Here is a 25,488-nt window from a genome sequence, read left to right as displayed (position 1 = left end):
AGTACCGATCATGTGAAGCCAGGTGCGACCAACCGGGCTGGAGCTGGTTACGAGATGAAGATCGTGTGTATCGGTGGCGGGCCGGCCGGGTTGTACTTCGCTATTTCGATGAAGCGGCGCGACCCGGCCCATGACATCACGGTGATCGACCGCGATCCCCCTGGGTCCACCTACGGCTGGGGCGTCGTGTACTGGGACGACCTGCTCGACATTCTGTATCGGAACGACCCCGACAGCGCCCAGGCGGTGCGTGCGGGGTCGGTCCTATGGCGTGAACAGGCAATCCATGTGCGCGACGAGCAGACCGCACATTTCGCGGGGTACGGGTTCAGCATGGGGCGCGCGGCATTGCTCGACGTACTTTCCCGACGGGCGAGCGACCTGGGCGTCGATGTCCAGCACGGGCGAGAGGTCCACGATCTGTCCGGCTTCGACGACACCGATCTCATCGTCGCCTGCGACGGCGCGAACAGCCGGATACGGCAGCTGGGCAATCATCGTTTCGGCACGTCCGTCACACTCGGCGAGAATCGATATATCTGGCTCGGTACGGACAAGGTATTCACCCGATTCACCTTCGCCTTCGAACACACCTCGGCAGGTTGGATCTGGTTCCATGCCTACCCGTCGGTTGCCGAAAAGATCAGCACCTGCATCGTTGAGTGCCAGCCGCAGACTTGGCATGGACTGGGATTCGGCTCCCTGGACAACCTGGAGAACTTGCGTGTTCTGGAGAACATATTCGCGCGCCTTCTCGACGGTCACTCGTTGATCAGCAAGACACGAGGCGAGTTCGCAAGGTGGAGCCGCTTTCCCGAGGTAACCAACAAGACCTGGTACCACGACAAAGTGGTGCTGCTCGGCGATGCAGCGCACACGACGCACTTCACCATCGGTTCGGGCACTCGGTTGGCAATCGTCGACGCCGTCGTGCTCGCACAGAACCTGTACGAGCATGCCGAGGTCGCCGACGCGCTGGAGAACTACGATGCGCAGCGGCGCGCTGCGCTGCGCCCGATACAGGCCGCCGCCCGTACCAGCATGATCTGGTTCGAACACGCCGACCGGTATCTCGACCGCAGCGCCGTGCAGTTCGCCTATGCGATGGCGGCTCGACACGGGCTACAACTGCCGTGGCGATATCAGCTACACCTACTCACACAGGTGCCCACGGTGCGCAAGATCCGGCGTGCCATCAACTCCGGACAGCGGTGGTGGCGGGCTGCCCGACGGGGGGAAATCGCGATGGCACTGCCGTCGCCACGACGCCCAGCCGAACCGATCCTGACCGATCAGTCGATGTTCTGATCCCCGCACAAGCTGGCACCGGAAGCGCCGATCGGCTCAATAATTCGGGGTATCAGCGGGCACGCGGACACAATGTTCAGTACTACCCAGGCAGAAGTCCATATCGCGCCGACCGAACCGACCAGCGAGAGAGTCGGCGGGTGCGGCTCACCGACACTCAGCGGCAGATCTTGTCTGCGACATCGGCAGACACGCCGGCCTCCGTGCAGTGCAGCGCACTGCCGAGGCCCACAGGCTTCCAGCCTCCGTCGGCCGCTACGCAGCGTAAGTGGTGCGGCAGCTCGGAAGGGCACAGCTAGTCGAGGCGGGTGGCGGTCACGGCCCACACCGGCAGGTGCACCCGGTTGTTTTTCAGCAATGGCGCAATGATCTGGAGTTGTTCTTGCATCGGCTTCATCCGCTCAGCCCATCCCGAGTCATCGCCCATCTCCTTGGTGAGATGGGCGAATGTCTCCGGGCTGAAGGTGGCTTGGTAAGTGGTGGTTCCCAGGTAGTCGATGCGCCAGCCGGCCGCAGGAAGGACCCGCTCGAAATTCTCCGCTGACAAACCTTCGGGCTGCAGGCCGTTGACGTTGTGGCGTCCGATTTCGAACATGTACAGTCGCGCCCCCGGTTTTGTGGCCCGGTGCAGGGCCTGCGCGTACTGGGTCTGTGTTTGTTCATCGTCGAGGAACACGTGGTAGAACGCGCTGTCGACGACGGTGTCGAACCGATTCTCCAGGCCGTCGAGTCTGGTGGCATCGGCCACTTGGAAGTCCACCCGCACCCCGGCGCGCTCCGCGTTGCGCCTGGCCCGCTCGATCGCCGTCGGCGACGCATCGATCCCGGTGGCCGAGTAGCCCTTGGACGCGTAGTGGATCGCGTGATGTCCCAGGCCGGTTCCGGGGTCGAGCACCTCGCCCCGCACAGCGCCGTAGGCCACCAACTGCTGCACTACCGGCTGTGGGCCGCCGATGTCCCAGGGGATCAACGCAGCAGCATCCTGCTCCGGCGGTGCATCGCGGTACAGCGCTTCGAAGTCTGGTTGACCATTGTGGTTCGGTTCCTTGCCCATGACTCCTCCTTTGATTGCGGACGGGCCACACCTGAAGGGTCGTGCACGAGATCAGACCAATGGTTCCGTAATTCGCTGGCGGGCGCCACCGACTACTGCCATGTCCTGAGCGCGATGGGCATGGTGCACCGATTATGCATCGTTCCTTGCGATGATGGTCGCCCTCGACGCAGCCGTTAGTCGGGCGGTGTGGCGATCCGGTCAGTGGCTTCGGCGAGTCCGGTCAATCGGGTGGCGGTGATCGGCAGGATGGCTGCGTCCCAGCCGGGGCCGCCGACGAATACTCGTGCGTCGGCGGCTTCGCAGGCGCGGATCGCGGAGGTCAGCGCGGTGGATTCCTGTTGGGACCACAGCACCACGTCGGTGGGGAGAGCGGTGCGGGCGAGTGTGTCGGCAATGGCGTCGGCGGGCACGTTGGCGCCGAGCATCCAGGCGGCGACTCCGCGTTCGGCGAGGGCCGCGCGCAGGGCTTCGAGCGGAAGCGCGTGGGTCTCGCCGCTGGTACAGGCCAGGATCACGGCGCGCGCGTGCGCCGGGGTGGTGGGCGGGGTGTGCCGGTGCAGCACCGCCGTGATCGACCACGACAGCAGATGCTCTACGTCGACACAACCCTCACCGCCGAGTTGGCGTGCGACGATCGCGGCGAAGGCCGGGCGGCACAACAGTTCCCAGGTGTCGATGACCCCGTAGGAGTTCAGATGCGCGGTGAGCATGGCCGACAGCGTCGTTGTATCCAGTGTGAACGCGGCATCGACGAGTGGTTCCCAATCGCCGCGCGCGGGTGCGTGCTGCCGCCCGGTCACCGCTGCGGCCGCGCCGGCCGGGCTCAGGCCGGTGCGGATGAGGGCGAGCATCTGTTCGAGTACGGCGATATCGGATTCGCGGTAAAGGCGATGCCTACCGGCCTGATGCCGGATCGGGCCGATCTCGTAGCGGCGGTTCCAGCTGCGCAGCGTCGCGGTCGGAATTCCGAGGCGGTCGGCCACCGCACGGACCGTATATCCGGCCGCATCGGGCAAGGGAACGGGACCGGCGGACATGGGCCTATTGTGCCTGCCCGTGGCGCCGGAACCGGGCACATCTTCCCGCCGCTGCTCGCGTGCGCCCCGGAACGGCGGTGTGCATCACTGCATCGTGCGCGGGTAGCGCGTCGTTCGGCGGCACGTGTCCTCTCCGGTTGCGAGAAGCTGCAGAATGCATCGATTATGCATCGAATGATGGTACGGTGACATTCGGGGGCCGAGATGCGAGGAGTTCGGTATGACCTCACGCACCGCCCGGGCAAGGAGGCCTCGGCGCACCTCCTTCGTGGCGGCCGGGTTGGTCGCTGCGGCGGCAGCGGTGTCGCCGTCGAGTGTCGCGTCGGCGAGTCCCGGCCCCGATCCGGTGCCGCAGTTGGAACTCGGGCGCTATGTGGGCACCTGGCATCAATTGGCCGCCGTCCCGCAGGTGTTCAACCTCTCCTGTGCTCGCGACACCATGGCCGAGTATCGCTTGGACGAACGCGGGGACGTCGCCGTGCACAACTCGTGCGTGACCTGGACCGGCGAGTTGAACGAAATCCACGGCACGGCAACGGTCAACGACCGGCAGACCGGTGCACAGCTCCATGTCAGCTTCCCCGGCGTACCCGGTCAGGACCTGCGGAACGGTCCGACCAACTACATCGTGACCGCACTGGGTCCCGACTATTCGTGGGCCCTGGTGACCGACCCGACCCGGACGTCCGGATTCGTACTTTCCCGCGCGGTCGCGTTCGATCCCGACACGTGGAACCACGTGCGCGCCGCGATCACGGAGGTGGGGCAAAGTCCGTGCCTGTACCTGACGTCGCCCACGACGGGCGGGCTCAGCGATATCGCGCCGCTGTGTACCCGATGACCCAGCACCGGGGCACCGTCGATGCAACCTCGTCCACCCGGGCCGGGACGGTCATCGCGCTGTTCACCCGTGACCTGCGGGTCGACGACAATCCGGTCCTGATCGCCGCCCAGCGCGCCGGTGCCGCGGTGGTCCCGTTGTTCGTTGTCGACGAGCACATCGTGGCGCGCTTCGCCGCCCCGAACCGCGCGCGATTCCTTGCCGCGGCGCTATCCGAGCTGGATACCGAATTACGTTCTCTCGGTAGCCATCTGGTGATCAGGCGCGGCGATACGGTGACCGAAACCGATCGGGTCGCCGAGGAGGTGGGCGCGCACAGCGTCCATGTGGCCGCCGACGTCAGCGCCTACAGTGTCCGCCGCGCCGAGCAGTTGCGAAACCGGCTCACGCGCCGCGGCCGTTCTCTGCATACCTACGACACCTCGGTCACCGCCGCTCCCGCAGCACTGCGCCCGGCCGGTGGCCGCGACCACTTCGCCGTCTTCACACCGTATTTCCGGCGCTGGGTCTTCGAATATCGCGGCGAGACGCTGGCCCGACCCCGGCGGCTCCGGACACCGCCGGTGGCCAGCGATGGGCTGCCCGTCGCCGAAGACCTGTGCCCCGGGCCCACCTCCCCGCTGCTTTCGGTCGGTGGTACGACGACGGGACGGAAGCTGTTGCGCGAGTGGATTTCCGCGGGGATCAGCGACTACGACCGCCGCAGTGACGCGCTCGACGCCGATGCCACATCTCACCTCTCGCCATATCTGCATTTCGGTTGTCTGTCGCCGGTGCAGGTCCTGGAATCAACAGACCTGTCGACAGTCGGCGGGTTCGCGTTCGCCAGGCAATTGGCGTGGCGGGACTTTCATCACCAGTTACTGGCGGCCAGACCACGCGCCGCCTGGAACGACTATCGATCGCGGGCTGTCGTCTGGCGCGAGGATCCGGATGCGGTCGCGGCATGGCAGGAGGGTCGCACCGGAATCCCGGTAGTCGACGCCGGAATGCGCCAACTGCTGGCCCAAGGGTGGATGCCCGGTCGTACCCGGCTGATCGCCGCGAGCTTCTTGACGAAGTCGCTGGGTATCGACTGGCGGGTGGGCGCCCGGCACTTTCTCCGCTGGCTGGTCGACGGCGACCTCGCCAATAATCAGCTCAACTGGCAGTGGGTCGCGGGGACCGGCACCGACACTCGGCCCAACCGCACCCTCAATCCCCTGCGGCAGGCCATCCGATTCGATCCCGAGGGCGAGTACGTGCGCCGTTGGGTGCCCGAACTCGCCACGCTGCCCGGCACGTCGATTCACCGGCCGTGGCGCCAGCACGTCGACCACGCAACATATCCCGCGCCGATCTGCGAATTCGTGGGCATGTGAGGCGAAGGAATCGGCACCTCCGCCGGAGCGCCGGACGTTCCTAGAGCTGGCTCGGTGGCGCGACCCACTTCTCCTCGATCCGACCGAACCGCCAGACCAGCAGCGCGGCCGCCCAGGTCAGCGCAAAGAGGGCAACGATCGCGAAGCCGACGATATTGAGGTCCACGCCGCTCACCACATCCCAGATGCCGCCGCTCCAGTCCATCTGTTCGGCCAGCAGGCCGAGCAATTCGATGGTGCCGACGATCACCGCCACCGCCACCGACAATGCGGTGACCGTGAGGTTGTAGTACACCTTGCGAACCGGTTTCGCGAAGGCCCATCCATAGGCGAAATTCATGAACGATCCGTCGAGCGTGTCGAGCAGGCTCATTCCGGCGGCGAACAGGATCGGGAGGCAAAGGATCGCGTACCACGGCAACCCCGCGGCCGCACCCGTGCCCGCGAGCACGAGCAGGGCGACCTCGGTGGCGGTGTCGAATCCCAGCCCGAACAGGACACCGATCGGATATATCTGCCACGGCTTGGTGATGGACTTCATCGCACCGCCGAAGAAGCGGTTCAGGAAACCGCGATTGGCGAGTTGGTGCTCGAGCGCGGCCTCATCGTATTGACCGGTCCGCATACTCCGGAATACGCGAAGAATTCCCACGAGAACGACGATATTGATGAATGCGATGAGATAGAGGAACGTACCGGAGACCGTTGTTCCGATCAGCCCGGTGTAATGGTGCAGGGCGGAGGAATCGTCTTCGACCGGACCCACGATCGCCTTGACGCCGATCGATAGCAGCAGCGCGAGTCCGAAAACAACGGTGGAGTGGCCGAGAGAGAAGAAGAAACCCACCGACAGCGGCCGCTGCCCGTCGCTCATCAACTTCCGGGTGGTGTTGTCGATGACGGAAATGTGATCGGCGTCGAAGGCATGGCGCAGTCCGAGGGTGTATGCGGTCAATCCGACCCCGATACCCAGTGTCTGCCCGCCGACCCCGAAATGCTGTGGGGCGACGAAGACGACCAAGGTGATCCAGCCGACGAGATGCAGGGCCACGATCACGCCGATCATCGCCGCGGCGCGAAACCACTCTTGCGGGGTCAATGCATCCCGGACGACACGGTAACGCGAAGCTACTCGATCGGAGAGAGTTGTCGTCATGAATACCGTCCTCTCCCAGACGAACCCAGCGGATTCGACGATAACCCGGTGGCCGACGTATGCGGCGCGATAGGCAGGAAAGTTATCGAGTTCGTAGCCATCGAGTGCGCCGATACCGGGTGTCGACCCTGCCGGTGCGAGCGCGTTCGCGGTCGCGTCTCAGCGTCGGCCCAGTCGTTCATTTGTGACGCGCAACTGGCGGATTGTCGTCGCGGCCAGGTGCCGGACCTGTTGCAGACACAGGCGGCCGCACAGCTGATCCCAATGCAGCGCAACGATATCGCCGACCGCCACATCGGGCACCGCCGAGTAACCGTTGTGCCACACGTCGACCCGTCGCGGCGCCGGAGCGGACAGCGCGAGCCGGTTCCCATCCCAGGTGAGATGGCGACAGCGGACCACGACCTCGGAATCCGCTGCGGCGAGCACCCTTCCCCACGTGATGCGGCAGCTGTCGAGGACATACACGGGATGTTCGTCGTTGCCCTTACCGAGCAATCGGCTCCACGGGTAGACACCGAAGACATGGAAACAGTGATTGGCTGCGGCCTCACCAGCCAGATCGGGAGTCAGGTGCGCCCAGTAGTGCCCGGCGACCGGGCCTATGACGGCCAAGAGTTCGGCAGCGAACTCCGCGGCGTCCAAGTCGGCGCCGACACCGCCACCCAGCCAATACGATTCGACGAGACGACCGTCCAATGGATCGTCGATTCCGGTCAGTTTGGACATCACCTGCAGATACGGCCACGCACCGGAGAACTTCTGCGCCGCCGCGCGCACGGCCTGGCGCGCCCCGCCGCGTAGCTCCGCATCCGCTGGACCACAGAACCCGAGCGCGTTGGGCGCGTTGGCATAGCGGACGAACATATCGGTGCCGTCGACACACGTCGACTCGATACCAACGATGCCAGTACCTCCACCTTCTCCACTACGGGGAAATTGCCTGTCTTTCAACAGATTCGCGGTAGCTGTTCACCCGCAGGCAAATCGACCACGCGGGTGCCACCCAGTGCCGTCCGGGCGACCACCATGCCGGGATGCTCTTCGACGCAGACTCCGATTGCGGCACTGCGAGCGCCGAGTGGATGGTCGCGCATCGCGGCGAGCATCCGATCGGCATCCTGCGGCGGCACGAACGCGACCAACTTGCCCTCATTGGCGACATACATCGGGTCGAGGCCGAGCAGTGCGCAGGCGTCGCGGACCTCCGCGGGTACCGGGATCGTCCGCTCATCCAGTGCGACACCGACTTTCGCGACTCGCGCGATCTCGTTCAGGGTGGCCGCCACGCCGCCGCGCGTGGGATCGCGCAATACGTGCACATCCGCTCCGGTGGCGATCATCGCGGCGACCAGCCCACTGAGGGGGGCGGTGTCGCTGAACACCGTGGTCCCGAATTCGAGTCCTTCGCGGCAGCTCAATACGGCGACACCGTGCAGTCCGATCTCGCCGCTGACGATCACCACATCACCGGGCCGGGCCCGCTCCGGACGGATATCCACGCCGTCGTCGACCACGCCGATTCCGGCCGTATTGATGTAGACCCCGTCACCGTGGCCCGCATCGACCACCTTGGTGTCGCCGGTCACCAGTTTCACATCGGCGCCCAGTGCGGCGGTGCCCATCGCCGCCGCGATGCGGGCGATATCGACCAGCGCGGTGCCTTCTTCCAGAATGAACGCGGTCGACAGCGCTGCCGGGCGAGCGCCCACCATGGCCAGATCGTTGACCGTGCCGTTGACGGCGAGCTCACCGATCGAGCCGCCCGGAAATACCATCGGTTTCACCACGAATGAATCGGTGGTGAAGGCCAACTTGGTTCCGCCGATGGTGATCACGGCGGAATCTGCGAGCCCGGTCTCGGACGCCGCACCGAATGCGGGCAGGAACAGGTGCTCGATGAGTTCGCCCGACATCGCCCCACCGCCGCCGTGGCCCATCACGATATTCGGTGAATCCCGCAGCGGCATCGGGCAGACCCAGCCGTCCATGTCGACGACCGGCGGTGTCGCCGACACTTCGGTCTTCTCATGCATGAGCGACCTCCGCGGGCAGGTCGAGCCGCCGGTAGAGGTAGTAGGCCGCGCAGGCGCCCTCCGAGGACACCATGGTGGCGCCCAGCGGGTTTCGCGGCGTGCACTGCTTGCCGAATGCGGCGCATTCGTGCGGTTTGATGAGGCCCTGCAACACCTCGCCGGATCGGCAGATCGAGGATTCCGCGGTACTCATGTGGCCGACTGCGAACCGTTGCTCCGCATCGTAGTCGCGGTAGCGCTCCGAGAGCCGCCAGCCGCTGCGCGGGATGACGCCGATCCCTCGCCAGCCTCGGTCGGTGACCTCGAAAACGTCCTCCAGCATCGCCTTGGCCGCTGGGTTACCGCCGGCGGCGACGGCACGGGGATAGGCGTTCTCCACCTCGTGACGCCCGGCCTCCAGCTGCATCACGGTGCGGCGGATGCCCTCGAGAATGTCGAGCGGCTCGAATCCGGTGACCACCACCGGAACCCGGTACTTCTCCGCCAACGGTGGGTATTCGCCGGTTCCCATCACGGTGCACACGTGCCCCGCAGCGAGGAACGCCTGCACCCGGCAGGTCGGCGATTCCATGATCGCGGCAATCGCCGGCGGTACCAGCACATGGGAGACCAGCAGCGAAAAATTCTGCACGCCGAGTCGTTTCGCCTGATACACGGTCATCGCATTGGCAGGTGCGGTGGTCTCGAAACCGATGCCGAAGAACACCACCTGACGGTCGGGATTCGCCCGCGCCAATTCGAGTGCGTCCAGGGGTGAATAGACCACCCGCACGTCGCCGCCCTCGCTCTTCACGCGGAACAGATCCTTCGTACTGCCGGGAACACGCAACATATCGCCGAAGGAACAGAAGATCACCCCGGGCCGGGCGGCGATCTCGAGTGCCTTATCGATCACATCGAGCGGTGTGACGCACACCGGGCAGCCGGGACCGTGGATCATCTCGATCTGATCGGGCAGAAGCTGGTCGATGCCGTGGCGAATGATCGAATGTGTCTGTCCGCCACACACTTCCATAATCGACCAGCGCCTGGTTGTCACCGCCCGGATGCGGTCGAGCAGGATCTTCGCGAGTTCTGGATTGCTGAATTCATCAAGGTATTTCACTATGTCACCTCCGGGTCGGGTTGCTGTTCGGTGGCTTCCGGATTCTCGAGACCGGCCTGCGCCGCGGCGATGGCGAAGCCATCGCCGAACTCCTCCTTCAGCACTCCGAGCCGTTCGAATTCGGACAGCGTCTGCAGCGCCGACTGCTCATCGAGACGCTGGATCGCGAATCCGACGTGGACGACGACATAATCACCCACGGCCGCGTCGGGGATGTATTGCAGGCACACATCCTTGTGGACGCCGCCGAAGTCGACCACCGACATCAACGTGCCATCACGCTCGTGCAGGCTGAGCACCTTTCCCGGGACCGCCAAGCACATGATCGCCTCTCCTTCCGCTCAACCCGCGCCGATGGCGAGTAGCTGACCGAACGCGAGACCGCCGTCGTTGGGCGGCAGTCTGCGATGACTTATGACATGAAATCCGTTCTCCCGCAGCAGTATCCGAGTCCGAGAGAGCAAAAGGGCGTTCTGGAACACGCCACCGGACAGCGCAACCGGCGCCGACGGCGCCGCGAATGCGGTGGCCAGTTCCAGCACCAGGTGGGCGACCGCGGCATGAAAGCGCGCTGCGATCACACCCGCCGGAACACCCTGGCGCACATCGGTGATCACCGCGGCGATCACCGATGCCGCATCGATCGAGGCGATATCGGAGGTCGGCTCCGCGGCACCGCGAGACGGGATCGCGAACCGGTAGCGGTCCGTACCGGGATCCACACCACGCGCGATCGCCTCCAGTTCGATCGCGGCCTGCGCCTCGTAGTCCACCTGGTGGCGCACGCCGACCAGCGAGGACACCGCGTCGAACAATCGCCCCATGCTCGAAGTCGGCACACAGCCGAATCCGGTGTCGAACTGGTGCGTGAGCACCGCCCGTTCGGCGGCGGGGCAGGCCCGCACGGCCGGGATGTCCTCGGCCCACTCGATACCCGCGGCCCGCAGGTGCGAAAGCGCCATGCGATACGGTCGGCGCACACTGGCGTCGCCACCGGCCAGCGGCACATATCGCAGATGTGCGAGTCGGCGATAGCCCTTGTAGCCCGCGGCGAGGACCTCGCCTCCCCAGATCGCACCGTCCGGCCCGAATCCCGTACCGTCGAAGGCTATGCCGAGGACGACGGCGGCCGGGTCCAGCCCGTGCTCCCCCATCACCGCCGCGATATGGGCGTGATGATGCTGTACCGTCCGCACCGGACGCCCGGCAGCGTGCTGTTCGGCCCAGGCGGTCGACCGGTAGCGCGGATGCGCGTCCGCCGCCAATTGGCCGGGACGAACTCCGGTCAGTTCCTCGAGATGGCGCTCGGCATCGGTGAACGCCCGCAGGGTGGCCAGGTCGTCCATATCGCCGATGTGCTGGCTCAACCAGGCGTAACGTCCGTCTCCGACCGCACAGGTGTTCTTCAGATCGGCACCGACCGCGAGTGTCGGCGGCACCGGCATGGGTAGCGCCAGCGGCAGCGGCGCGTAGCCGCGGGATCGCCGGACGGGCAGCTCATCGCCATCGACCAGCCGCACCACCGAATCGTCGCAGGGCACCAGAATGCGACGGTTGTGCGAGAGCCACCCGTCGGCCAGACCCGCGAGCCGCGTCAGCGCGTCGCCGTCGTCGTAGCAGATCGGTTCACCACCCAGATTTCCCGATGTCATCACCAGCACCCGGGGGCCGGGCGCGTCGCCGGACAGTCCGAAGAGCAGCAGATGCAGTGGCGTGTAGGCGATCATGACGCCGAGGTCCGGGTTACGCGGTGCCACCGATTCCGCGACAGTCACGAATTCACTAGGCGCACAGGGCATCTCGCCCGATAGAACACGGTGACGCGGCAACAGCACAATCGGGCGGGCGGGACCGGTCAACAGTGCGGCGGCCGTCTCGTGTACCTCCACGATCGACCGCGCGGTCAGCAGATCGGACACCATGACGGCAAAAGGCTTGTCCCCACGCCGCTTTCGGCGACGCAACTCGGCGACGGCGGCCTCGTTCGCCGCATCGCACGCGAGGTGGTAGCCACCGACACCCTTGACCGCGAGAATTCCGCCGGAGCGCAATAGATCACGCGCCGCTGCCAGGGGATCACCAGCACCTGGACCGGTATAGGACAGGGTCGGACCGCAATCCGGACAGGCGATCGGCTGCGCGTGGAAGCGCCGGTCACCGGGATCACGGTATTCGCTGGCGCAGCGCTCGCACATCGCGAACTCGGCCATGGAGGTGCGCTCGCGGTCGTAGGGCAGGCTGGCGATGATGGTGAACCGCGGACCGCAGTTGGTGCAGTTGACAAACGGATGGCGGTACCGCCGATTGCCCGGATCGCGCAGCTCGGCCGCACAGTCCGCGCAGATCGCAACATCGGGCGAGGCCAATGTCCGGCTGCCGCCGCGAATGGTGGTGTCGGCGATATGGAAACCGGTCCCGCCGCGCACCGGGATCTCGGTGTGCTCGACGGATTCGATGACCGCGAGCGGTGGCGGCCGGAGCCGAATTCGGCTCACGAATTCGTCCAGATCCGCCGGTCCGCCCTCGATTTCGATGATCACCCCGCGGCTGTCGTTGGACACCCGGCCGGTCAAGGACAATTCGGCGGCGGTGGTGTACACGAAGGGCCGGAATCCGACGCCCTGGACCACACCTCGGACTTCCACCCGCCACCGAATACGTCGGTTCACGGCAGGTCCCCGTGCCCGAGCAGTCGCAGCCCGTCCAGCGCCGCGGCCGCCCCCGCTTCGTCGGTCTTCTCCACCGCGAAGCCCATATGGATGATCACCCAGTCGCCGGGGCGCGCCGGATCGTCCTGCAGTATGCCGACATTCACCTTTCTGCGCGCACCCGACACATCCACGAGCGCGATCTGATCGTGGTAGCCGTCGACGATCTCGATTACCCGGCCGGGGATCCCGAGGCACACAGTTCATACCTCCTGTCGATCGAGCAGGTCCGCCACCACGGTGTCGATCGCGGTGATCGCGTGGGGTACCGCCGCCTCGACCGAGGCGGTCAATCCGATCCCCTCGGCAACGGATTCGACCTGACAGCCCACCACGACCGTGGGCGGCACGGTGCCGCCGAGCGCCAGGACCGTCTCGAAGACGGCTTCGGGATTCATCGCGTGCCCGTCGAAGTACGTGCTCGCGCCCTCGGCCAGCTCGATGCGGAATACCTCGATCCGGCCGGGCGCACCCCGATCCGGGATCGCGTCCACGAGCACCAACGCGTCCCATTCGTTGAGCAGGTCGTAGGCCAGATGCATGCCTCGGATGCCGTAATCGACGAAATGCACACCGTTCTCACCGCCGGACGACAGCTGTCGAACCACGGTGGGCCCGAATCCGTCGTCGCCGAGAAAGATATTGCCTACGCCCGCGACCAGTACTTGTGTCGTGCCCATCACCCCTGTCCGTCGGCCGACGACAGCGCGTCGCCGGCATTCACATCGGTCGATACCGGCCTCGCGGTCGATACCGGCCTCACATATGGCGAATCCGCAGATACCTCCGGAGGTCCGGTATGGACCGCAGCCCGACGACCGCGCATCCGGCCACGACCACAGCGACGACAACGGTCGCGATCACCCCTACCGTTTCCATATCGACCCTTCCTTTCATCTCTATGAGCCCTCGAGCGGCTCGATCTCGTCGGGAGCGAAATACAGGTAGCGCCCGTACCACTCGTGCAGATCGGCCGCGGGATCGTCTTCGACGACAACCCCGATGTGCACGTCGCCGTCCACGTCCTCGTGTACCAACGTCACTCGCGCGACCATGCTGTCGTAGAACAGGTCGTGAGCGTCGGCGCGGCGAGATGGACGCAGCACCACCCGACTGCCCTTGCTCACCAGCACGCCTGCCACGACAACGGCATCGGACTCGGGACGTACGGCATTGTCGGCCAAGGGGTCCCACCAGTCGACACCGTCGGGGATCGCGGGCAGCACTCGTGGCTGTCGCAGGTCGCGCAGCTCCCCGTGCAGCTCTTGCAGCTGGTCCGGAGTCATGCTGTCGCAGCGGTCGATGATCTCCGCGGCCCGCGCATCGGTGGCGCGGGCCTGTTCCTTCTCGTCATCGGTCATGGTCATCACGCGCAGCGCAAGGATCTCGTCGATCTCGGTGGAGTCGAATAGCGGACCCGGACTCTGTTCGGCGACCTGTGGGTGGTCGTAGAGGATGATCGGTGAGATCAGCAGCAGGCTCCGATCGCTGGGAGGCCCGGCCAGCACGGGGAAGCACCGATGATGCGAGCAGCGCTGCACTGCGGCCGCCGCCTCCGCAGGCGGGTCCAGCAGCGATACGAAGTCGCCACCTTCGATTTCGGCGAGGACATGCGCGCCGATGAACGAACGGGCGATGGCGTCGTCCTTATCGGAGGCGGGCGAACCCAGATTGCGAACCGCGATTGTCAGTCCCTGGTACCCGTCCGCACGGTGCACCGTCACGGTCAGTTCCCCGACGAGCGGACACCGGGTGCGAACCAGTCGGCCGACGATATTTCCGACTCCGTCGTCGATCTCCTCGATGTCGATACCGCCCTCGACCACGATCCGGAAAGTGCGGTCGGCCAGGGGAAACGGCCCGAAATCGAGTTCCTGTTCGACGGCCTCGTCCCAGCTCAGCCACGACCGCGAGCCGACCCGCAGCTCGGCCACCGACGCGCCGAGTTCATCCTCGACGGTGCGCCGCTGCAACTGCAGGAACCGGACGGTGACGCCGATCGTGGCGCCGTCGGCGGCCTCGACGAGACACTGTGCCGACAGCCCCGCTTCCTCACCCAACCCCGATTCCGCCGCATCGACCGGACCGAGCACGCCGAATTGCCAGCGGGACTGGTTCTTTCGGGCATTGGCCCGATAGGGGTAGAGCAGATACCCCTCGTAGAGCACCGAGTCGGCCACCGCGCGCGCTCGGGCACGCGCGGACCGGCCTGCCTCATCCAGCTTCATCGTGCCTCCCGGGCGTCGGTGGCCAGCAGTTCACGGACCGCATCGTCGTAGCCGAGCAGGCCACGGCCGGATTTATAGGCCGACAGGTCGTCGAGAGTCTCCCGCGACAGCCGCAACCAACCCGAATTCGGGAAATACGCGCCCATCAGGTCATGCCATACCGATACCGGCATATTGAATCTGTCGTCGCGATCCCATGGCACCTGCTGGATCGCGAAACCATTGGCGCCCTTGATGAATACGGTGCCGCTGAACAGAAAGATCAGCGGTACCGTGCCCGCCCGCAGCGCATGCAGATACTTCGATCCGGCGACCTCGAAGTCGTAGGTAACCGGCAGCGGCAGATCCACCTCGGCGCCTCCGCTGAATCCGGGAACCATGGTGGCGCAGTGCATCCACAGAAACGAGCGCTGGGTGTCATGCCACCGTTCACGGGGACCGAACAGATCCACCAGACCCGCGGCTTCCTCGTCGGTGTAGGAGCGGCGATTCGGCTCGATGCGCACCTGCGCCCGTAGCGCGATGGCATGGATCGGCTCCTCGGCCAGCGCTGCGATGCCGACCCTGGCGGACAGCGCTGGCGCCGCCGCGTACAGCTCCGGCCGGATATCCAGTACGGCGAAGGTGATCGAGTACGCCGGGCTCATCGCGGTCCCCCGGCAACTCGCGCGCGGGACGACATCGCCGAGAAGAACTCGTCGATATACCGGTGCACATCACGTCCGCCGTCGAACCCGCGCCACAGCATTCGCACCCGTCCGACGAATTCGTAGCAGGCATCGATGGGCAGCAATAGGCAGCCCGACGTGGCGCCGCGTTCCGGCATCCGAATCAGCAGTGCCTCGGTATCGTCGGCCAGAATATCGATCTCCGGATGCCGTTCCAGGATGGCGCTCCACAGGTCGAGCGGCAGTTCGGATTCGGTGGCACCGGCCGGTCCGGGATAGAACGCGACGGTGCGGCCGAGTGTGGAGTTGCGGAAGAAGAACGCCAAGCCGACCGGAATCTCCAGCGCGTCCCATTCCCCTTGACCGACAGTGACATTCGGGAAAACCAGATACCGATCGGGCACCGCCCGGTAGCGCAGCGCCGCCGAGCTGTCGGTGAACAGCAGATAGCAGCCGCGGCATACGCACATCAGCTGTCTGCCTTCGATATTCACCACGTGCTGGTGAGTCTCTGTGATCGGGTCCGCGCACATTTCGCACCGCTCCCCGACCGGCGTGGTCGCCGGTCGCGCCGCCGCGAGACGCCGCAGCACCGGGAACGATGGATTCACCCGACCACCTCCGCCGGAAGCGCAACCGACGGCTCGCCGTCGCGGACCAATACCGGAAGCGGCTCGAGATGACCGTCGCCGTCGATTCGGGCACCGGCGTGCACGACATCGAAGTGTGCCCGGCATACCGGGCAGCGCAGCACGGCTTCATCCGATGCGAACCCCATTCGCCGGTGCAGTACCGCCCCGGCGAGCGAATTCCCGCAGGCCGCACAGCAATCGCGATAGACGAACAGCCCATCACCGATCCGACAGGCGAGCACCGCCACGCCGGCGATGGTGAACCCGCCGACCTCACCGGGACCCAACGTGGCGAGTTCGGGCACGCCGATCCAGCTGCCGACCTGCTGCCCGCGCGGATGTATATGCGTCATCAACGATTCGGCCGGGAACACGCCCTGGGTTGAATCCGACTGAGCCGCAACCACTTCGATGGAGTCGATCTCCGGCGCCGCCGCCCGCACCGCATCCTCGACCGCCAGCTCGAGCGTCACCGACGAGGATGGGCAGGTGCGGCAGCTCCCGGTGAGCTCCAGCTGGACCACACCGTCCGCGACCCCGAGCAGGGTGACATCGCCGCCATGCGATCCCAGGTAGGGCCGCACACTGTCCAGTGCGGCCTGCACCCGTGTCACGACATCGTGCGGATGGAGTCCGTGCACGAGCAGCAGACTCGCGATCAGCTCGTCGTCGGCCACTCGTTCGATCGCATCGTCGTCGAGTAGCCGCAGGATCCGTTGCAGCCCAGCGCCGTACAGGTCGACGACCTCCCGGACCAGTTGCTCGGCGCGTTCCCGGGCGGCAGCGCCGCCGGCCGAGGTGGCGTCGAGCAACGTGTCGATCCGATCGCCGGCGCTGCGCCAGCGATCCTCGTCGACGGCCGGGTCGTCCCGGACTTCGGAGCGGTCGTTCACAGTGCGTGCCTCCGGTTCGACTCGGGTTACTCCGGCGTGAATGTCTGGGTCGGGGAATGCAGCTTTTGCAACGTCTTTCCATTGCCCAGATACATGTGCACGCCACATGGCAGGCACGGATCGAAACTGCGCACGGTGCGCATGATGTCGATGCCCTTGAAGTTCTCCCGGTCGTTCTCTTCGAAGATCGGCTGACCCTGCACCGCATCCTCGTACGGGCCCGGCGTGCCGAAACTATCGCGCGGGCTGGCATTCCACGGCGTCGGCGGATAGGGGTGGTAATTGGCGATCTTGCCGTCCTTGATCACCATGTGGTGGGACAGCACACCGCGCACGGCCTCGGTGAACCCGCAGCCGATCCCCTCGTCCGGAACCTCGAACGTTTCCCAGGTCTTGGTGCGACCCGCCCGGATCTCCGCGAGAGCCTGCTCCGCGAAATGCACGGCGCACGCCGCGGCATAGGCCTGGAAGTAGGTGCGCGCCCGGTTGCGTTCGATCGTATTGCTGCCGAATGCAGGAATCTTCCATTCCAATTCGACCGGACCCTTGAGCGCCGTTTTCGGCAGGTTGATCTGCACACTGTGGCCGGTGGATTTCACATAGCCGATATCGACCAGGCCGGCCAGCGCGGTGGTCCACAGCCTGGCCAGCGGTCCGCCGCCGGTATCGAGTGCCAGATGGTCCTTGCCGTCGAACCAGCGCGGCGACATCACCCAGCTGTACTTGTCCTCCAGGTCGCGCTTCTGCGGCCTCGGGTTGGTGTGCTGATTCCACGGATGGCGCCGGTCCACCGGATTACCCAGCGGGTCGGTCTTGACGAACATGTCCTGATCGGTCCAGTCCTCGTAATACGAGCTGCCCAGCAGGATTCGCAGACCCAGATTGATATCGAGCAGGGAGGTGGTGAGCAGTTTTCCGTCGACCACTACACCCGGGCTCACGAACATCTTCCGGCCCCACTGCTCCATATCTTTATAGTTGAAGTTGCAGAACTCCGGATCCTGGAACGAACCCCAGCAGCCGAGCAGCGTGCGGCGCAGCCCCACCTGGTCGTACCCGGGTAGCGCCTCGTAGAAGAAGTCGAACAAATCGTCGTGCATCGGCACGACCTTCTTCATGAACTCGACATAGCGCATCAGCCGGGACATGTAGTCGGTCATCAACTGGATCGTCGCCGTCGTCCCGACACCGCCGGGGTACAGCGTGGACGGGTGCACATGTCTGCCCTCCATCAGGCAGAACATCTCGCGGGTATAGCGGCTGACCTGCAGGGCCTCCCGATAGAACTCACCGGTGAACGGATTGAGCGCCCGCATGATGTCGGCGATGGTGCGATATCCGTGGTCCCGCGCGTGCGGCGCCTCCGTCCGCTCCGCCTTCGTCAACACCCCGGGGTTGGTCTCGGAAACCATCTTCTCGCAGAAATCCACACCGACCAGGTTCTCCTGGAAGATATTGTGGTCGAACATATATTCGGCGGCCTCACCGAGGTTGACGATCCACTCGCCGAGGTTCGGTGGCTTGACGCCGTAGGCCATGTTCTGCGTGTAGCACGAACACGTGGCGTGATTGTCACCGCAGATGCCGCAGATTCGGCTGGTGATGAAGTGGGCGTCGCGAGGGTCCTTGCCGCGCATGAAGATCGAATAACCACGGAAGATCGAGGACGTGCTGTGGCACTCGACCACCTCGCGATTCTCGAAGTCGATCTTGGTGTAGATACCCAGACTGCCCACGATTCGGGTGATCGGATCCCACGCCATCTCGACGAGGGCGTTCGGATCAATCTTGCGATGTGAGGGCTGCGGGATGATCTCGGTCATCGTAAGGTCCTCCTACCAGGTCCGAGTCGCGCCGGATACCAGCTTGTCGCCCTTGTGCCGCCAGCCCGGCTCCTTGTCGACCGTGCGAGCGGTCATGTGCCGCAGGCTGCGTATGACGGAGCCGTACAGCCCCGAAGCGGCGGACGACAATTTGCCACCGGGCGGTTCGTCCATGAACGGCATGAACTTGTCCGGGAATCCGGGCATTGTGCAGCCGATGCAGATACCGCCCACATTCGGGCAGCCGCCCACGCCGTTGATCCAACCGCGCTTGGGCACATTGCATTTCACTACCGGACCCCAGCAACCCAATTTCACGATGCACTTCGGCGATCCGTATTCGGTGGCGAAATCGCCCTGCTCGTAATAGCCCGCGCGATCGCAACCCTCGTGGACGGTCGCGCCGAACAACCACTTGGGCCGCAGCGACTCATCCAGCGGGATCATCGGCGCCTGACCGGTCGCCATATAGAGCAGATAGGTCAACGTCTCCGACAAGTTGTCCGGTTGAATCGGGCAACCCGGCACACAGACGATCGGGATCCCGGCCTTGCTCTTCCACTCCCAGCCGAGATAGTCCGGCACACCCATCGCGCCGGTCGGGTTGCCCGCCATGGCGTGGATGCCACCGTAGGTGGCGCAGGTCCCCGCGGCTACGACAGCGGTGGCCTTCGGGGCCAGGCGGTCGATCCATTCGCTGGTCGTCATCGGCTGGTTGGTCTCGGGGTTATTGCCGAACCCGCACCAGTAACCCTCGGTGTGGAGTCGCTCATTCGGGATCGAACCCTCGACGACCAGGACGAACGGCTCGATTTCGCCGCGATCGGCCTTGAAGAACCACTCGAGGAAGTCATCGGCGCCCCCGGTCGGGCCGCATTCGTAATCGATCAGTGGCCAATGGACGGCAACCTTCGGCAGGCCCGGAAGCGCTCCGAGTGCGATCTCCTCGACGCTGGGTTGGGTAGCGGCAGTCAGCGCCACCGAATCACCGTCACAACTGAGGCCGGCGTTGATCCAGAGAACATGGATCAACGTATCTTCGGCTTTGACTGCTTCCTGAGTCGGCATTGTCAGCCACCCTTCTGAAGCGAATAACATGTGGTCGCGTTCTTTGTCTCGACAAAGAACCGACCGCTAATGTGATTCTGATCACGTAAGTCTAGGCTTGCCGCAGAGTGCCCTCAATAGGGCTCGACACGGTCCGGCGGCGTTCGGAAAGCCATTCGTACCATCGCGAAACGCCTTCACCCGTGGCTGCCGAGAGCGTTATGAACTCGAGCCCCGGATTGACCCGATGCGCATATTCGCGGCACTGGTCGAGATCGAAATCGACGAATGGCAGCAGGTCGATCTTGTTGACGATCACCAGGCTCGCGGCGGCGAACATGTGCGGATACTTCAGCGGCTTATCGGAACCCTCGGTCACCGAGATAACCACCACTTTGCCGTGCTCACCGAGGTCGAACAAGGCCGGACAGACCAGATTTCCGACATTCTCGACGAACAACACCGTTCCCGGCTCCGGGTCGAGGACATCGAGCGCGTGCCGCACCATCTCCGCGTCCAGATGACAACCGGCGCCGGTGTTGATCTGCACGGCACGGCAACCGGCCGCGGCAATCCGCTCGGCATCCAGCAATGTCTCCTGATCGCCCTCGATCACCGCCATCGGCAGCTCGCGCAGCTCCGTGACCGTGCGCACCAACAGCGTGGTCTTTCCAGCCCCTGGCGAGCTCGTCATATTGAGCGCCAAGATGTCGCGCTCCTGGAGGCGTATTCGATTCTGCTGTGCGAGTTGGTCGTTCTTGGCGAGCACCTTCTGTTCGAGGGTCACCGTGTCGGTGACCGGAAGATGTACATGATCCCCGCCGTGTTCAATGTCGTGCACGTGTTCGTCTCCGTGCGGGTGCTGATGCGGATGCTCATGCGGGATAGTGATCACGCCGGCCGAATGTTCGTCGCATCCGCAGGTTGCGCACATGCGTCACTCACCTCCATGGATCGTATTCGTAGCTCCATTCCGGACTTGATCTCGACATCGGAACTGCCGCATGCGCACCACAAGATCAGATCCGACAGCGTGAAATCGGCACCGCAGGCCCGGCAATGTGCGCTGCCCGGAACGGTGCGGATATCGAGACGCGCCCCCTCTGCGAGGGTCCCCTCTGCTGCCAGTTCGAAACAAAACTGCATCGCGTCGGGCACGACGGCGCACAATGCACCGACCTCGACGGTGACACTGTGCACCATTCGGCCCGCCGCATGCTCACTCACCACATCGATGACACTCTGGGTTATCGCCATCTCATGCATCGCGGCTCATCTCTCGTCGAGAAGAACTCTTCCGAGGCTACTCCGAAGCAAATCGATATTGCGGTGGAAATCGACGAAACTGCAATAGACCAGGGCAATATTGTCGGACCTTGGGCAACCCGGCAGCATCCAATGCCGGTGCCGGGCGTCAGACCTCACGCGGCACCCGGACCGGAGCAGGTTGCGGGATTTTGCGGAGGAAGGCATGGCGCCGTGCCGCGAATCCGTACCGGTCGCCGAAGAGATCGGCCGACATCTGCGCCAGTTCCTCGGTCAGGATCGCCTCGATTCGGCCGGGCGGCAGATCGATATTCAGCCTGGCCCATTTGGCCTGCATGGCGGCAGCCCGCACGGCGGGACGGCAGTACTCCTGGGCGAGGTCGTCGAGCCAGCAATCGAATTCGCGGTCCGGACCGACACGATCGATGAGATTCGAACGGTGCGCCTCGACGGTATCGAGGCTCGGACAATCGGTGAGCAGCTCACGGGCACGATCAGGCCCGACCCGATGGGGCAGGGTAAGGGTATGCAGCTCGGAACCGGTGAGCCCGAGCGTCGCGTAATGCGGATTCAGCAAGACGCGCTGCCGGGCCACGACGATATCGGCGGCCAGGGCGAGCATCACCCCACCGGCACCTGCCGAGCCGGTGAGTGCGGCAATGGTGACCTGCGAGGTGCACTCCAGCAACGCACGGCATACGGCATTGATCGCGGTGATATTCGCCCAGCCCTCGCGGGCCGGTTCGACCGCATGTTCGATGGCTCCCAGGTGGATCCCGTTGCACCAGTGCGGGTTGTCGGTCCCGCGCAGTATGAGCACGTCGGTGCCTTCCCGTCCCGCGTGCCGGATCGCGTCGGCGAGACGCAGACAGAAGACGGTATCGAACGCGCCGTTGTAGGCATCGATGGTGATAGTCGCAATCGGGCTGGCACCTTCACGGTGGTAGTGGATGTCACCGACGGTGGCCGCGGTGTTTCGCGGAACGGTCAGGATCGGGTAGCCCATCCGGTGCAGCACATTGGTCGCGGGGCCCTTGCAGCCGTCCGAAGCGGTTTTCGCGCGGAGGTGGCCGATCCAGAGTGTGTCCGTGCCGCAAGCTATCTCGATGCGGTGGTGCGCACGACCGACGATAGTTCCTGGCTCGCCGATGTGGCCGAGGCGTTTCCCGGGATGGGCGTCGTACACGTGAACGGGATGGGTGTGCAGCGTGGTGAGCACGCCCGGGGAGCCGTCCGCGGCGTTGATCCGGCGCGCGATCGTGTGGGCATCATCGGCCCAGTCGATGGCCCGGTCGGATTGCCGCATCGCCGGTCTGGGGCGTGCGTCGCGAATTTCTCGCGGCGCGTCCGCCTGATCGACCGGCACGTATCGGGGATCGGATGCCTTATCGACGGCTTCGAGAATGCATTCCACCGCAGCATCGGCGACGACAGTGTTGTACAGGGCACTCTTGGTACGGCCGCCGGGCAGCGGGAACGTGCGAAATGCCCAGACCGGGCCCGCGTCCAGCTCAGCAACGGCGGTGAGCGCCGTAACACCCCACCTCGGTTCGGCATTCGTTATCGCCCAATCCAGCGAGTGCGGACCACGGTCGCCGACCGGACCGGGATGGATGGTCAGAGTTGTCCAGCGACTGGTGATGTGCTCGGGGACGGCAGATTTCAGATATGGGCAGATGATGAGATCGAAATCCGCGCGCGCGACCGCGGCATCCATCTCACCGGCACCGGCGACAACTTCGGTCCGCACCACCCGTCCCGCTCTGCGCAGCGCGGCGGCAGCGCGCCGGGTAAGCCCGTTCTCGGCGCTGCTGAGCAGCAAAACCCGCTGAGACATTGCGTGAGCCCTCCTGCACAGCCTCTGGTACACGACGATCCATAGTGGTGACGAGACGGCTTGCAAAACCCATGCGGATCGGGACTGTACTCGCTACCGATCACTCCCCCGCACCGACACGCACACCCGATACCGCCCGCAACGGAACGAACACGGCTCCCGCACTCGTCAACACGAACACCGGAGAAAAAGGGGCCGCCGAGCGCCATGCTGGCGGTCCTCTTTCTCTCCAGTTCAGCGGGGCAGCCGTGCGCGAATCGCTACGTCGACCGCTGGGTTACGGCCCGACCGGGTGTTCGGTATTCGGCGAGTCCGGTCAAGGCCTGCGGTAGCGGGCCCTGATGGAGGACGCCGAGGCGTTGGGTGGCGCGGGTGAGGGCGACGTAGAGTTCGGCCGCGCCGCGTGGACCGTCGGCGAGGATTCGTTCCGGTTCGACGACGAGGACGGCATCGAACTCGAGGCCCTTGGTCTCCGATGCCGTTACCGTGCCGGGCACACCGGGTGGTCCGATCACGACGCTGGTGCCTTCGCGACTGGCTTCGTCCCGTACGAATTCTGCTATGGCAGTGGACAGTTCGTTCTCGGCGACCCGCCTGGACCAGGGCTGGACGCCGCAGGCGCGCACCGATTCCGGTGGCTGGACCCCGGGTGCGAACTCGGTGAGTAGCGCGGCGGCGACGGTCATGATCTCCGCCGGAGTGCGGTAGTTCACCGACAGCGACCGGTAGACCCAGCGTCCGGCTACGTACGGCTCGAGCATGGTGTCCCACGAAGTCGCGCCAGCCACCGACCGGCGCTGGGCGAGATCGCCGACCACTGTGCAGGATCGGTTCGGGCAGCGCCGCATCAGCACCCGCCAGTCCATTTCGGACAGTTCCTGGGCCTCGTCGACCACCACGTGCCGATACGTCCAATCCCGGTCTGCAGCAGCGCGTTCGACGAGTTCACGGGTGTCGCGTTCGAGGAAGCGATCGGCCAGATCCTCGGCGTAGAGCAGGTCCTGGGCGAACAGATGGTCCTCATCGTCCATGTGGTCCTCGCGGCTGATCATGAGGTCCAGCACCCCGGCTGCGTACTCGGCCTGGGCCTGCTGTTCCCGCTCGGCGGTCCGGTCGGCCGGTTTGTCGGGGCCGAGCAGGTCGAAAAGTTCGTCGAGCAGCGGCACGTCCGATACCGTCCAGGCGGCGCCATCGGCACGCAACAGCGCCCCGTCGGCGCCCGCCGCTCGCAGCCGCTCGGGCGACGAAAACAGCTGTGCCAATAGGGTTTCCGGCGTCAATACCGGCCAGAGTGCGTCGAGCGCGGCAGTGAACATCTCGTTGTCGGCGAGCTCTGCGAGCAGGTCCGCCCGCAGCTGTTCCCATGCCTCGCGGTCCGAGCGGGTCAGCCAGCCCTTGCCGATCCGGGCTATCGCCCGTTCGGTGAGCACGTAGGTGATGATCTCGCGGAACACCGTGCGGGCCGCATTGTGCGGCAGCCCGCTGGCACGCGCCTCCTCCCTGGCCCACTGCGCGGTTTCGGCGTCGATACGCATCGTGACATCCGCCATTTTGATCGGCAGCGGATGTTCCGGCAGGCGCTGCCGATCGGCGATCGCCGCCGCGAGCACATCCAGGATCTTCAGCGAGCCCTTGAGCCGCGCGGCCTCTGCGGTGTCCTCGGCGGTGACACGCAGACCGGGCACGAGGTCGCCGGTGGTCATGAACACGACATTGGACTCGCCCAGCGACGGCAGCACGCGGCCGATGTGGTTCAGGAACGCCGGATTGGGCCCGACCACGAGCACACCGTGGCGTTCCATCCGCTCGCGCTGGGTGTAGAGCAGGTACGCGACGCGGTGCAGCGCAACCACGGTCTTCCCGGTGCCCGGACCACCCTCGATGACCAGCACCCCCGGGTGATCGAGCCGGATGATCCGGTCCTGTTCGGCCTGGATCGTCGCCACGATGTCGCGCATCCCTGCACCGCGCGGTGCGTTGACCGCCGCGAGCAGGGCCGCGTCCCCGCGCTCGGCACCACCGGGGCGGCCGAGCACCTCGTCGGTGAAATCGACCAGGCGCCGCCCGCGGGTGTGGAACTGGCGGCGTCGACGCATATTCTCCGGGCTCGCGGCGGTGGCAACGTAGAACGCGCGCGACGCTGGCGCCCGCCAATCGAGCAGCAGCGGTTCGTACTCGTTCTCCTCGTCGTAAAGCCCGATCCGGCCGATGTAGGAGTGTTCGCCCGACACGCTATCCAACCGGCCGAAACACAACCCGTTGTCGGCCACGTCCAGCCGCTTCACCTCCTTGGCCAGCGCGCGCACCTCGGCATCGCGTTCGACGAGCGCCCCGCCGTTTCCGCGCAACGCCGCGCTGTACCGGCCCTTCGCCCGCGCACGCTCGGCATCGAGCCGCGTGTAGAGCTCGGCCACATAGCTGCGCTCGGACCGCAATTCGTCTTCGTATCCCTGAGTTGGCACGTGCCCTCCCTATTCTCCGGCTC

23 protein-coding genes are annotated in these 25,488 nt (G+C 65.3%); 3 read left to right on the top strand and 20 right to left on the bottom strand.

Annotation, left to right across the window (positions count from 1 at the left end; translation table 11 throughout):
* Positions 1 to 108: 108 nt before the first annotated feature.
* On the top strand, positions 109 to 1,308 hold the full coding sequence (locus ABZ293_RS15150; RefSeq protein ID WP_355180880.1) for an FAD-dependent monooxygenase: 1,200 nt from the start codon (positions 109 to 111) through the stop codon (positions 1,306 to 1,308).
* A gap of 295 nt (positions 1,309 to 1,603) precedes the next feature.
* Here ABZ293_RS15150 and ABZ293_RS15145 read toward each other — a convergent pair whose 3' ends face one another.
* Positions 1,604 to 2,362: a class I SAM-dependent methyltransferase gene (locus tag ABZ293_RS15145; RefSeq protein ID WP_355180878.1), complete on the bottom strand. Its 759-nt coding sequence runs from the start codon at positions 2,360 to 2,362 to the stop codon at positions 1,604 to 1,606.
* 176 nt (positions 2,363 to 2,538) lie between these two features.
* The gene (locus tag ABZ293_RS15140; protein WP_355180876.1) at positions 2,539 to 3,402 is read right to left on the bottom strand and encodes a MerR family transcriptional regulator; all 864 of its coding nucleotides are present in this window, start codon (positions 3,400 to 3,402) and stop codon (positions 2,539 to 2,541) included.
* 220 nt (positions 3,403 to 3,622) lie between these two features.
* On the opposite strand from ABZ293_RS15140, the gene ABZ293_RS15135 reads away from it, so the two are divergent.
* Both ABZ293_RS15135 and ABZ293_RS15130 read left to right on the top strand, forming a co-directional pair.
* Positions 3,623 to 4,243, top strand: a complete 621-nt coding sequence (locus ABZ293_RS15135) for a lipocalin family protein (RefSeq protein ID WP_355180874.1) — start codon at positions 3,623 to 3,625, stop codon at positions 4,241 to 4,243.
* Positions 4,240 to 5,604, top strand: a complete 1,365-nt coding sequence (locus ABZ293_RS15130; protein ID WP_355180872.1) for a deoxyribodipyrimidine photo-lyase — start codon at positions 4,240 to 4,242, stop codon at positions 5,602 to 5,604. Before ABZ293_RS15135 ends, ABZ293_RS15130 begins: the two co-directional genes overlap by 4 nt.
* A 40-nt stretch (positions 5,605 to 5,644) precedes the next feature.
* Here ABZ293_RS15130 and ABZ293_RS15125 read toward each other — a convergent pair whose 3' ends face one another.
* From ABZ293_RS15125 to helR, 18 genes are all read right to left on the bottom strand, one after another.
* On the bottom strand, positions 5,645 to 6,760 hold the full coding sequence (locus tag ABZ293_RS15125; RefSeq protein ID WP_355180870.1) for a HoxN/HupN/NixA family nickel/cobalt transporter: 1,116 nt from the start codon (positions 6,758 to 6,760) through the stop codon (positions 5,645 to 5,647).
* A gap of 159 nt (positions 6,761 to 6,919) precedes the next feature.
* Positions 6,920 to 7,657, bottom strand: a complete 738-nt coding sequence (locus ABZ293_RS15120) for a DUF6390 family protein (RefSeq protein ID WP_355181158.1) — start codon at positions 7,655 to 7,657, stop codon at positions 6,920 to 6,922.
* A gap of 53 nt (positions 7,658 to 7,710) precedes the next feature.
* The gene (gene hypE, locus ABZ293_RS15115; RefSeq protein ID WP_355180868.1) at positions 7,711 to 8,796 is read right to left on the bottom strand and encodes a hydrogenase expression/formation protein HypE; all 1,086 of its coding nucleotides are present in this window, start codon (positions 8,794 to 8,796) and stop codon (positions 7,711 to 7,713) included.
* On the bottom strand, positions 8,789 to 9,901 hold the full coding sequence (gene hypD / locus ABZ293_RS15110) for a hydrogenase formation protein HypD (RefSeq protein ID WP_355180866.1): 1,113 nt from the start codon (positions 9,899 to 9,901) through the stop codon (positions 8,789 to 8,791). Before hypD ends, hypE begins: the two co-directional genes overlap by 8 nt.
* A complete protein-coding gene (locus tag ABZ293_RS15105) occupies positions 9,901 to 10,224 on the bottom strand; it encodes a HypC/HybG/HupF family hydrogenase formation chaperone (RefSeq protein ID WP_354956108.1) in 324 nt (107 codons plus the stop codon). Before ABZ293_RS15105 ends, hypD begins: the two co-directional genes overlap by 1 nt.
* 18 nt (positions 10,225 to 10,242) lie before the next feature.
* The gene (hypF, locus tag ABZ293_RS15100) at positions 10,243 to 12,570 is read right to left on the bottom strand and encodes a carbamoyltransferase HypF (RefSeq protein ID WP_355180864.1); all 2,328 of its coding nucleotides are present in this window, start codon (positions 12,568 to 12,570) and stop codon (positions 10,243 to 10,245) included.
* Entirely contained in the window at positions 12,567 to 12,809 is a 243-nt protein-coding gene (locus tag ABZ293_RS15095; RefSeq protein WP_355180862.1) for a HypC/HybG/HupF family hydrogenase formation chaperone, read from the bottom strand. The genes hypF and ABZ293_RS15095 overlap by 4 nt, the downstream gene beginning before the upstream one ends.
* 3 nt (positions 12,810 to 12,812) lie before the next feature.
* Complete coding sequence (locus ABZ293_RS15090; protein ID WP_355180860.1) at positions 12,813 to 13,289, bottom strand: hydrogenase maturation protease; 477 nt, start codon at positions 13,287 to 13,289, stop codon at positions 12,813 to 12,815.
* Between the two features lie 219 nt (positions 13,290 to 13,508).
* Complete coding sequence (locus ABZ293_RS15085; RefSeq protein ID WP_355180858.1) at positions 13,509 to 14,837, bottom strand: hypothetical protein; 1,329 nt, start codon at positions 14,835 to 14,837, stop codon at positions 13,509 to 13,511.
* Positions 14,834 to 15,484 carry a DUF6084 family protein gene (locus ABZ293_RS15080; protein ID WP_355180856.1) on the bottom strand — a complete coding sequence of 217 codons (651 nt, stop codon included), beginning with the start codon at positions 15,482 to 15,484 and terminating at the stop codon, positions 14,834 to 14,836. The genes ABZ293_RS15085 and ABZ293_RS15080 overlap by 4 nt, the downstream gene beginning before the upstream one ends.
* On the bottom strand, positions 15,481 to 16,116 hold the full coding sequence (locus ABZ293_RS15075) for a DUF5947 family protein (RefSeq protein WP_355180854.1): 636 nt from the start codon (positions 16,114 to 16,116) through the stop codon (positions 15,481 to 15,483). Before ABZ293_RS15075 ends, ABZ293_RS15080 begins: the two co-directional genes overlap by 4 nt.
* Positions 16,113 to 17,030, bottom strand: a complete 918-nt coding sequence (locus tag ABZ293_RS15070; protein WP_355180852.1) for a NifU family protein — start codon at positions 17,028 to 17,030, stop codon at positions 16,113 to 16,115. Before ABZ293_RS15070 ends, ABZ293_RS15075 begins: the two co-directional genes overlap by 4 nt.
* Before the next feature lie 26 nt (positions 17,031 to 17,056).
* Positions 17,057 to 18,853 (bottom strand): nickel-dependent hydrogenase large subunit, encoded by a 1,797-nt coding sequence (locus ABZ293_RS15065; protein WP_355180850.1) that lies wholly within the window; start codon positions 18,851 to 18,853, stop codon positions 17,057 to 17,059.
* Between the two features lie 12 nt (positions 18,854 to 18,865).
* On the bottom strand, positions 18,866 to 19,921 hold the full coding sequence (locus tag ABZ293_RS15060) for a hydrogenase expression protein HypE (RefSeq protein ID WP_354956092.1): 1,056 nt from the start codon (positions 19,919 to 19,921) through the stop codon (positions 18,866 to 18,868).
* A 91-nt stretch (positions 19,922 to 20,012) separates the two neighbouring features.
* Entirely contained in the window at positions 20,013 to 20,834 is an 822-nt protein-coding gene (hypB, locus tag ABZ293_RS15055) for a hydrogenase nickel incorporation protein HypB (RefSeq protein WP_355180848.1), read from the bottom strand.
* The gene (gene hypA / locus ABZ293_RS15050; protein ID WP_355180846.1) at positions 20,792 to 21,166 is read right to left on the bottom strand and encodes a hydrogenase maturation nickel metallochaperone HypA; all 375 of its coding nucleotides are present in this window, start codon (positions 21,164 to 21,166) and stop codon (positions 20,792 to 20,794) included. Before hypA ends, hypB begins: the two co-directional genes overlap by 43 nt.
* Positions 21,167 to 21,314: 148 nt before the next feature.
* Positions 21,315 to 23,003, bottom strand: a complete 1,689-nt coding sequence (locus tag ABZ293_RS15045; protein WP_355180844.1) for an enoyl-CoA hydratase-related protein — start codon at positions 23,001 to 23,003, stop codon at positions 21,315 to 21,317.
* A gap of 260 nt (positions 23,004 to 23,263) precedes the next feature.
* The gene (gene helR, locus ABZ293_RS15040; RefSeq protein ID WP_355180842.1) at positions 23,264 to 25,465 is read right to left on the bottom strand and encodes an RNA polymerase recycling motor ATPase HelR; all 2,202 of its coding nucleotides are present in this window, start codon (positions 25,463 to 25,465) and stop codon (positions 23,264 to 23,266) included.
* Positions 25,466 to 25,488: the final 23 nt, after the last annotated feature.

The organism is Nocardia sp. NPDC005998, assembly GCF_040614395.1.
In the GTDB taxonomy this organism is placed as follows: Bacteria; Actinomycetota; Actinomycetes; order Mycobacteriales; family Mycobacteriaceae; genus Nocardia.
The sequence above is the reverse complement of the archived record's forward strand: the minus strand, read 5'-3'. Positions and strand labels throughout refer to the sequence as shown.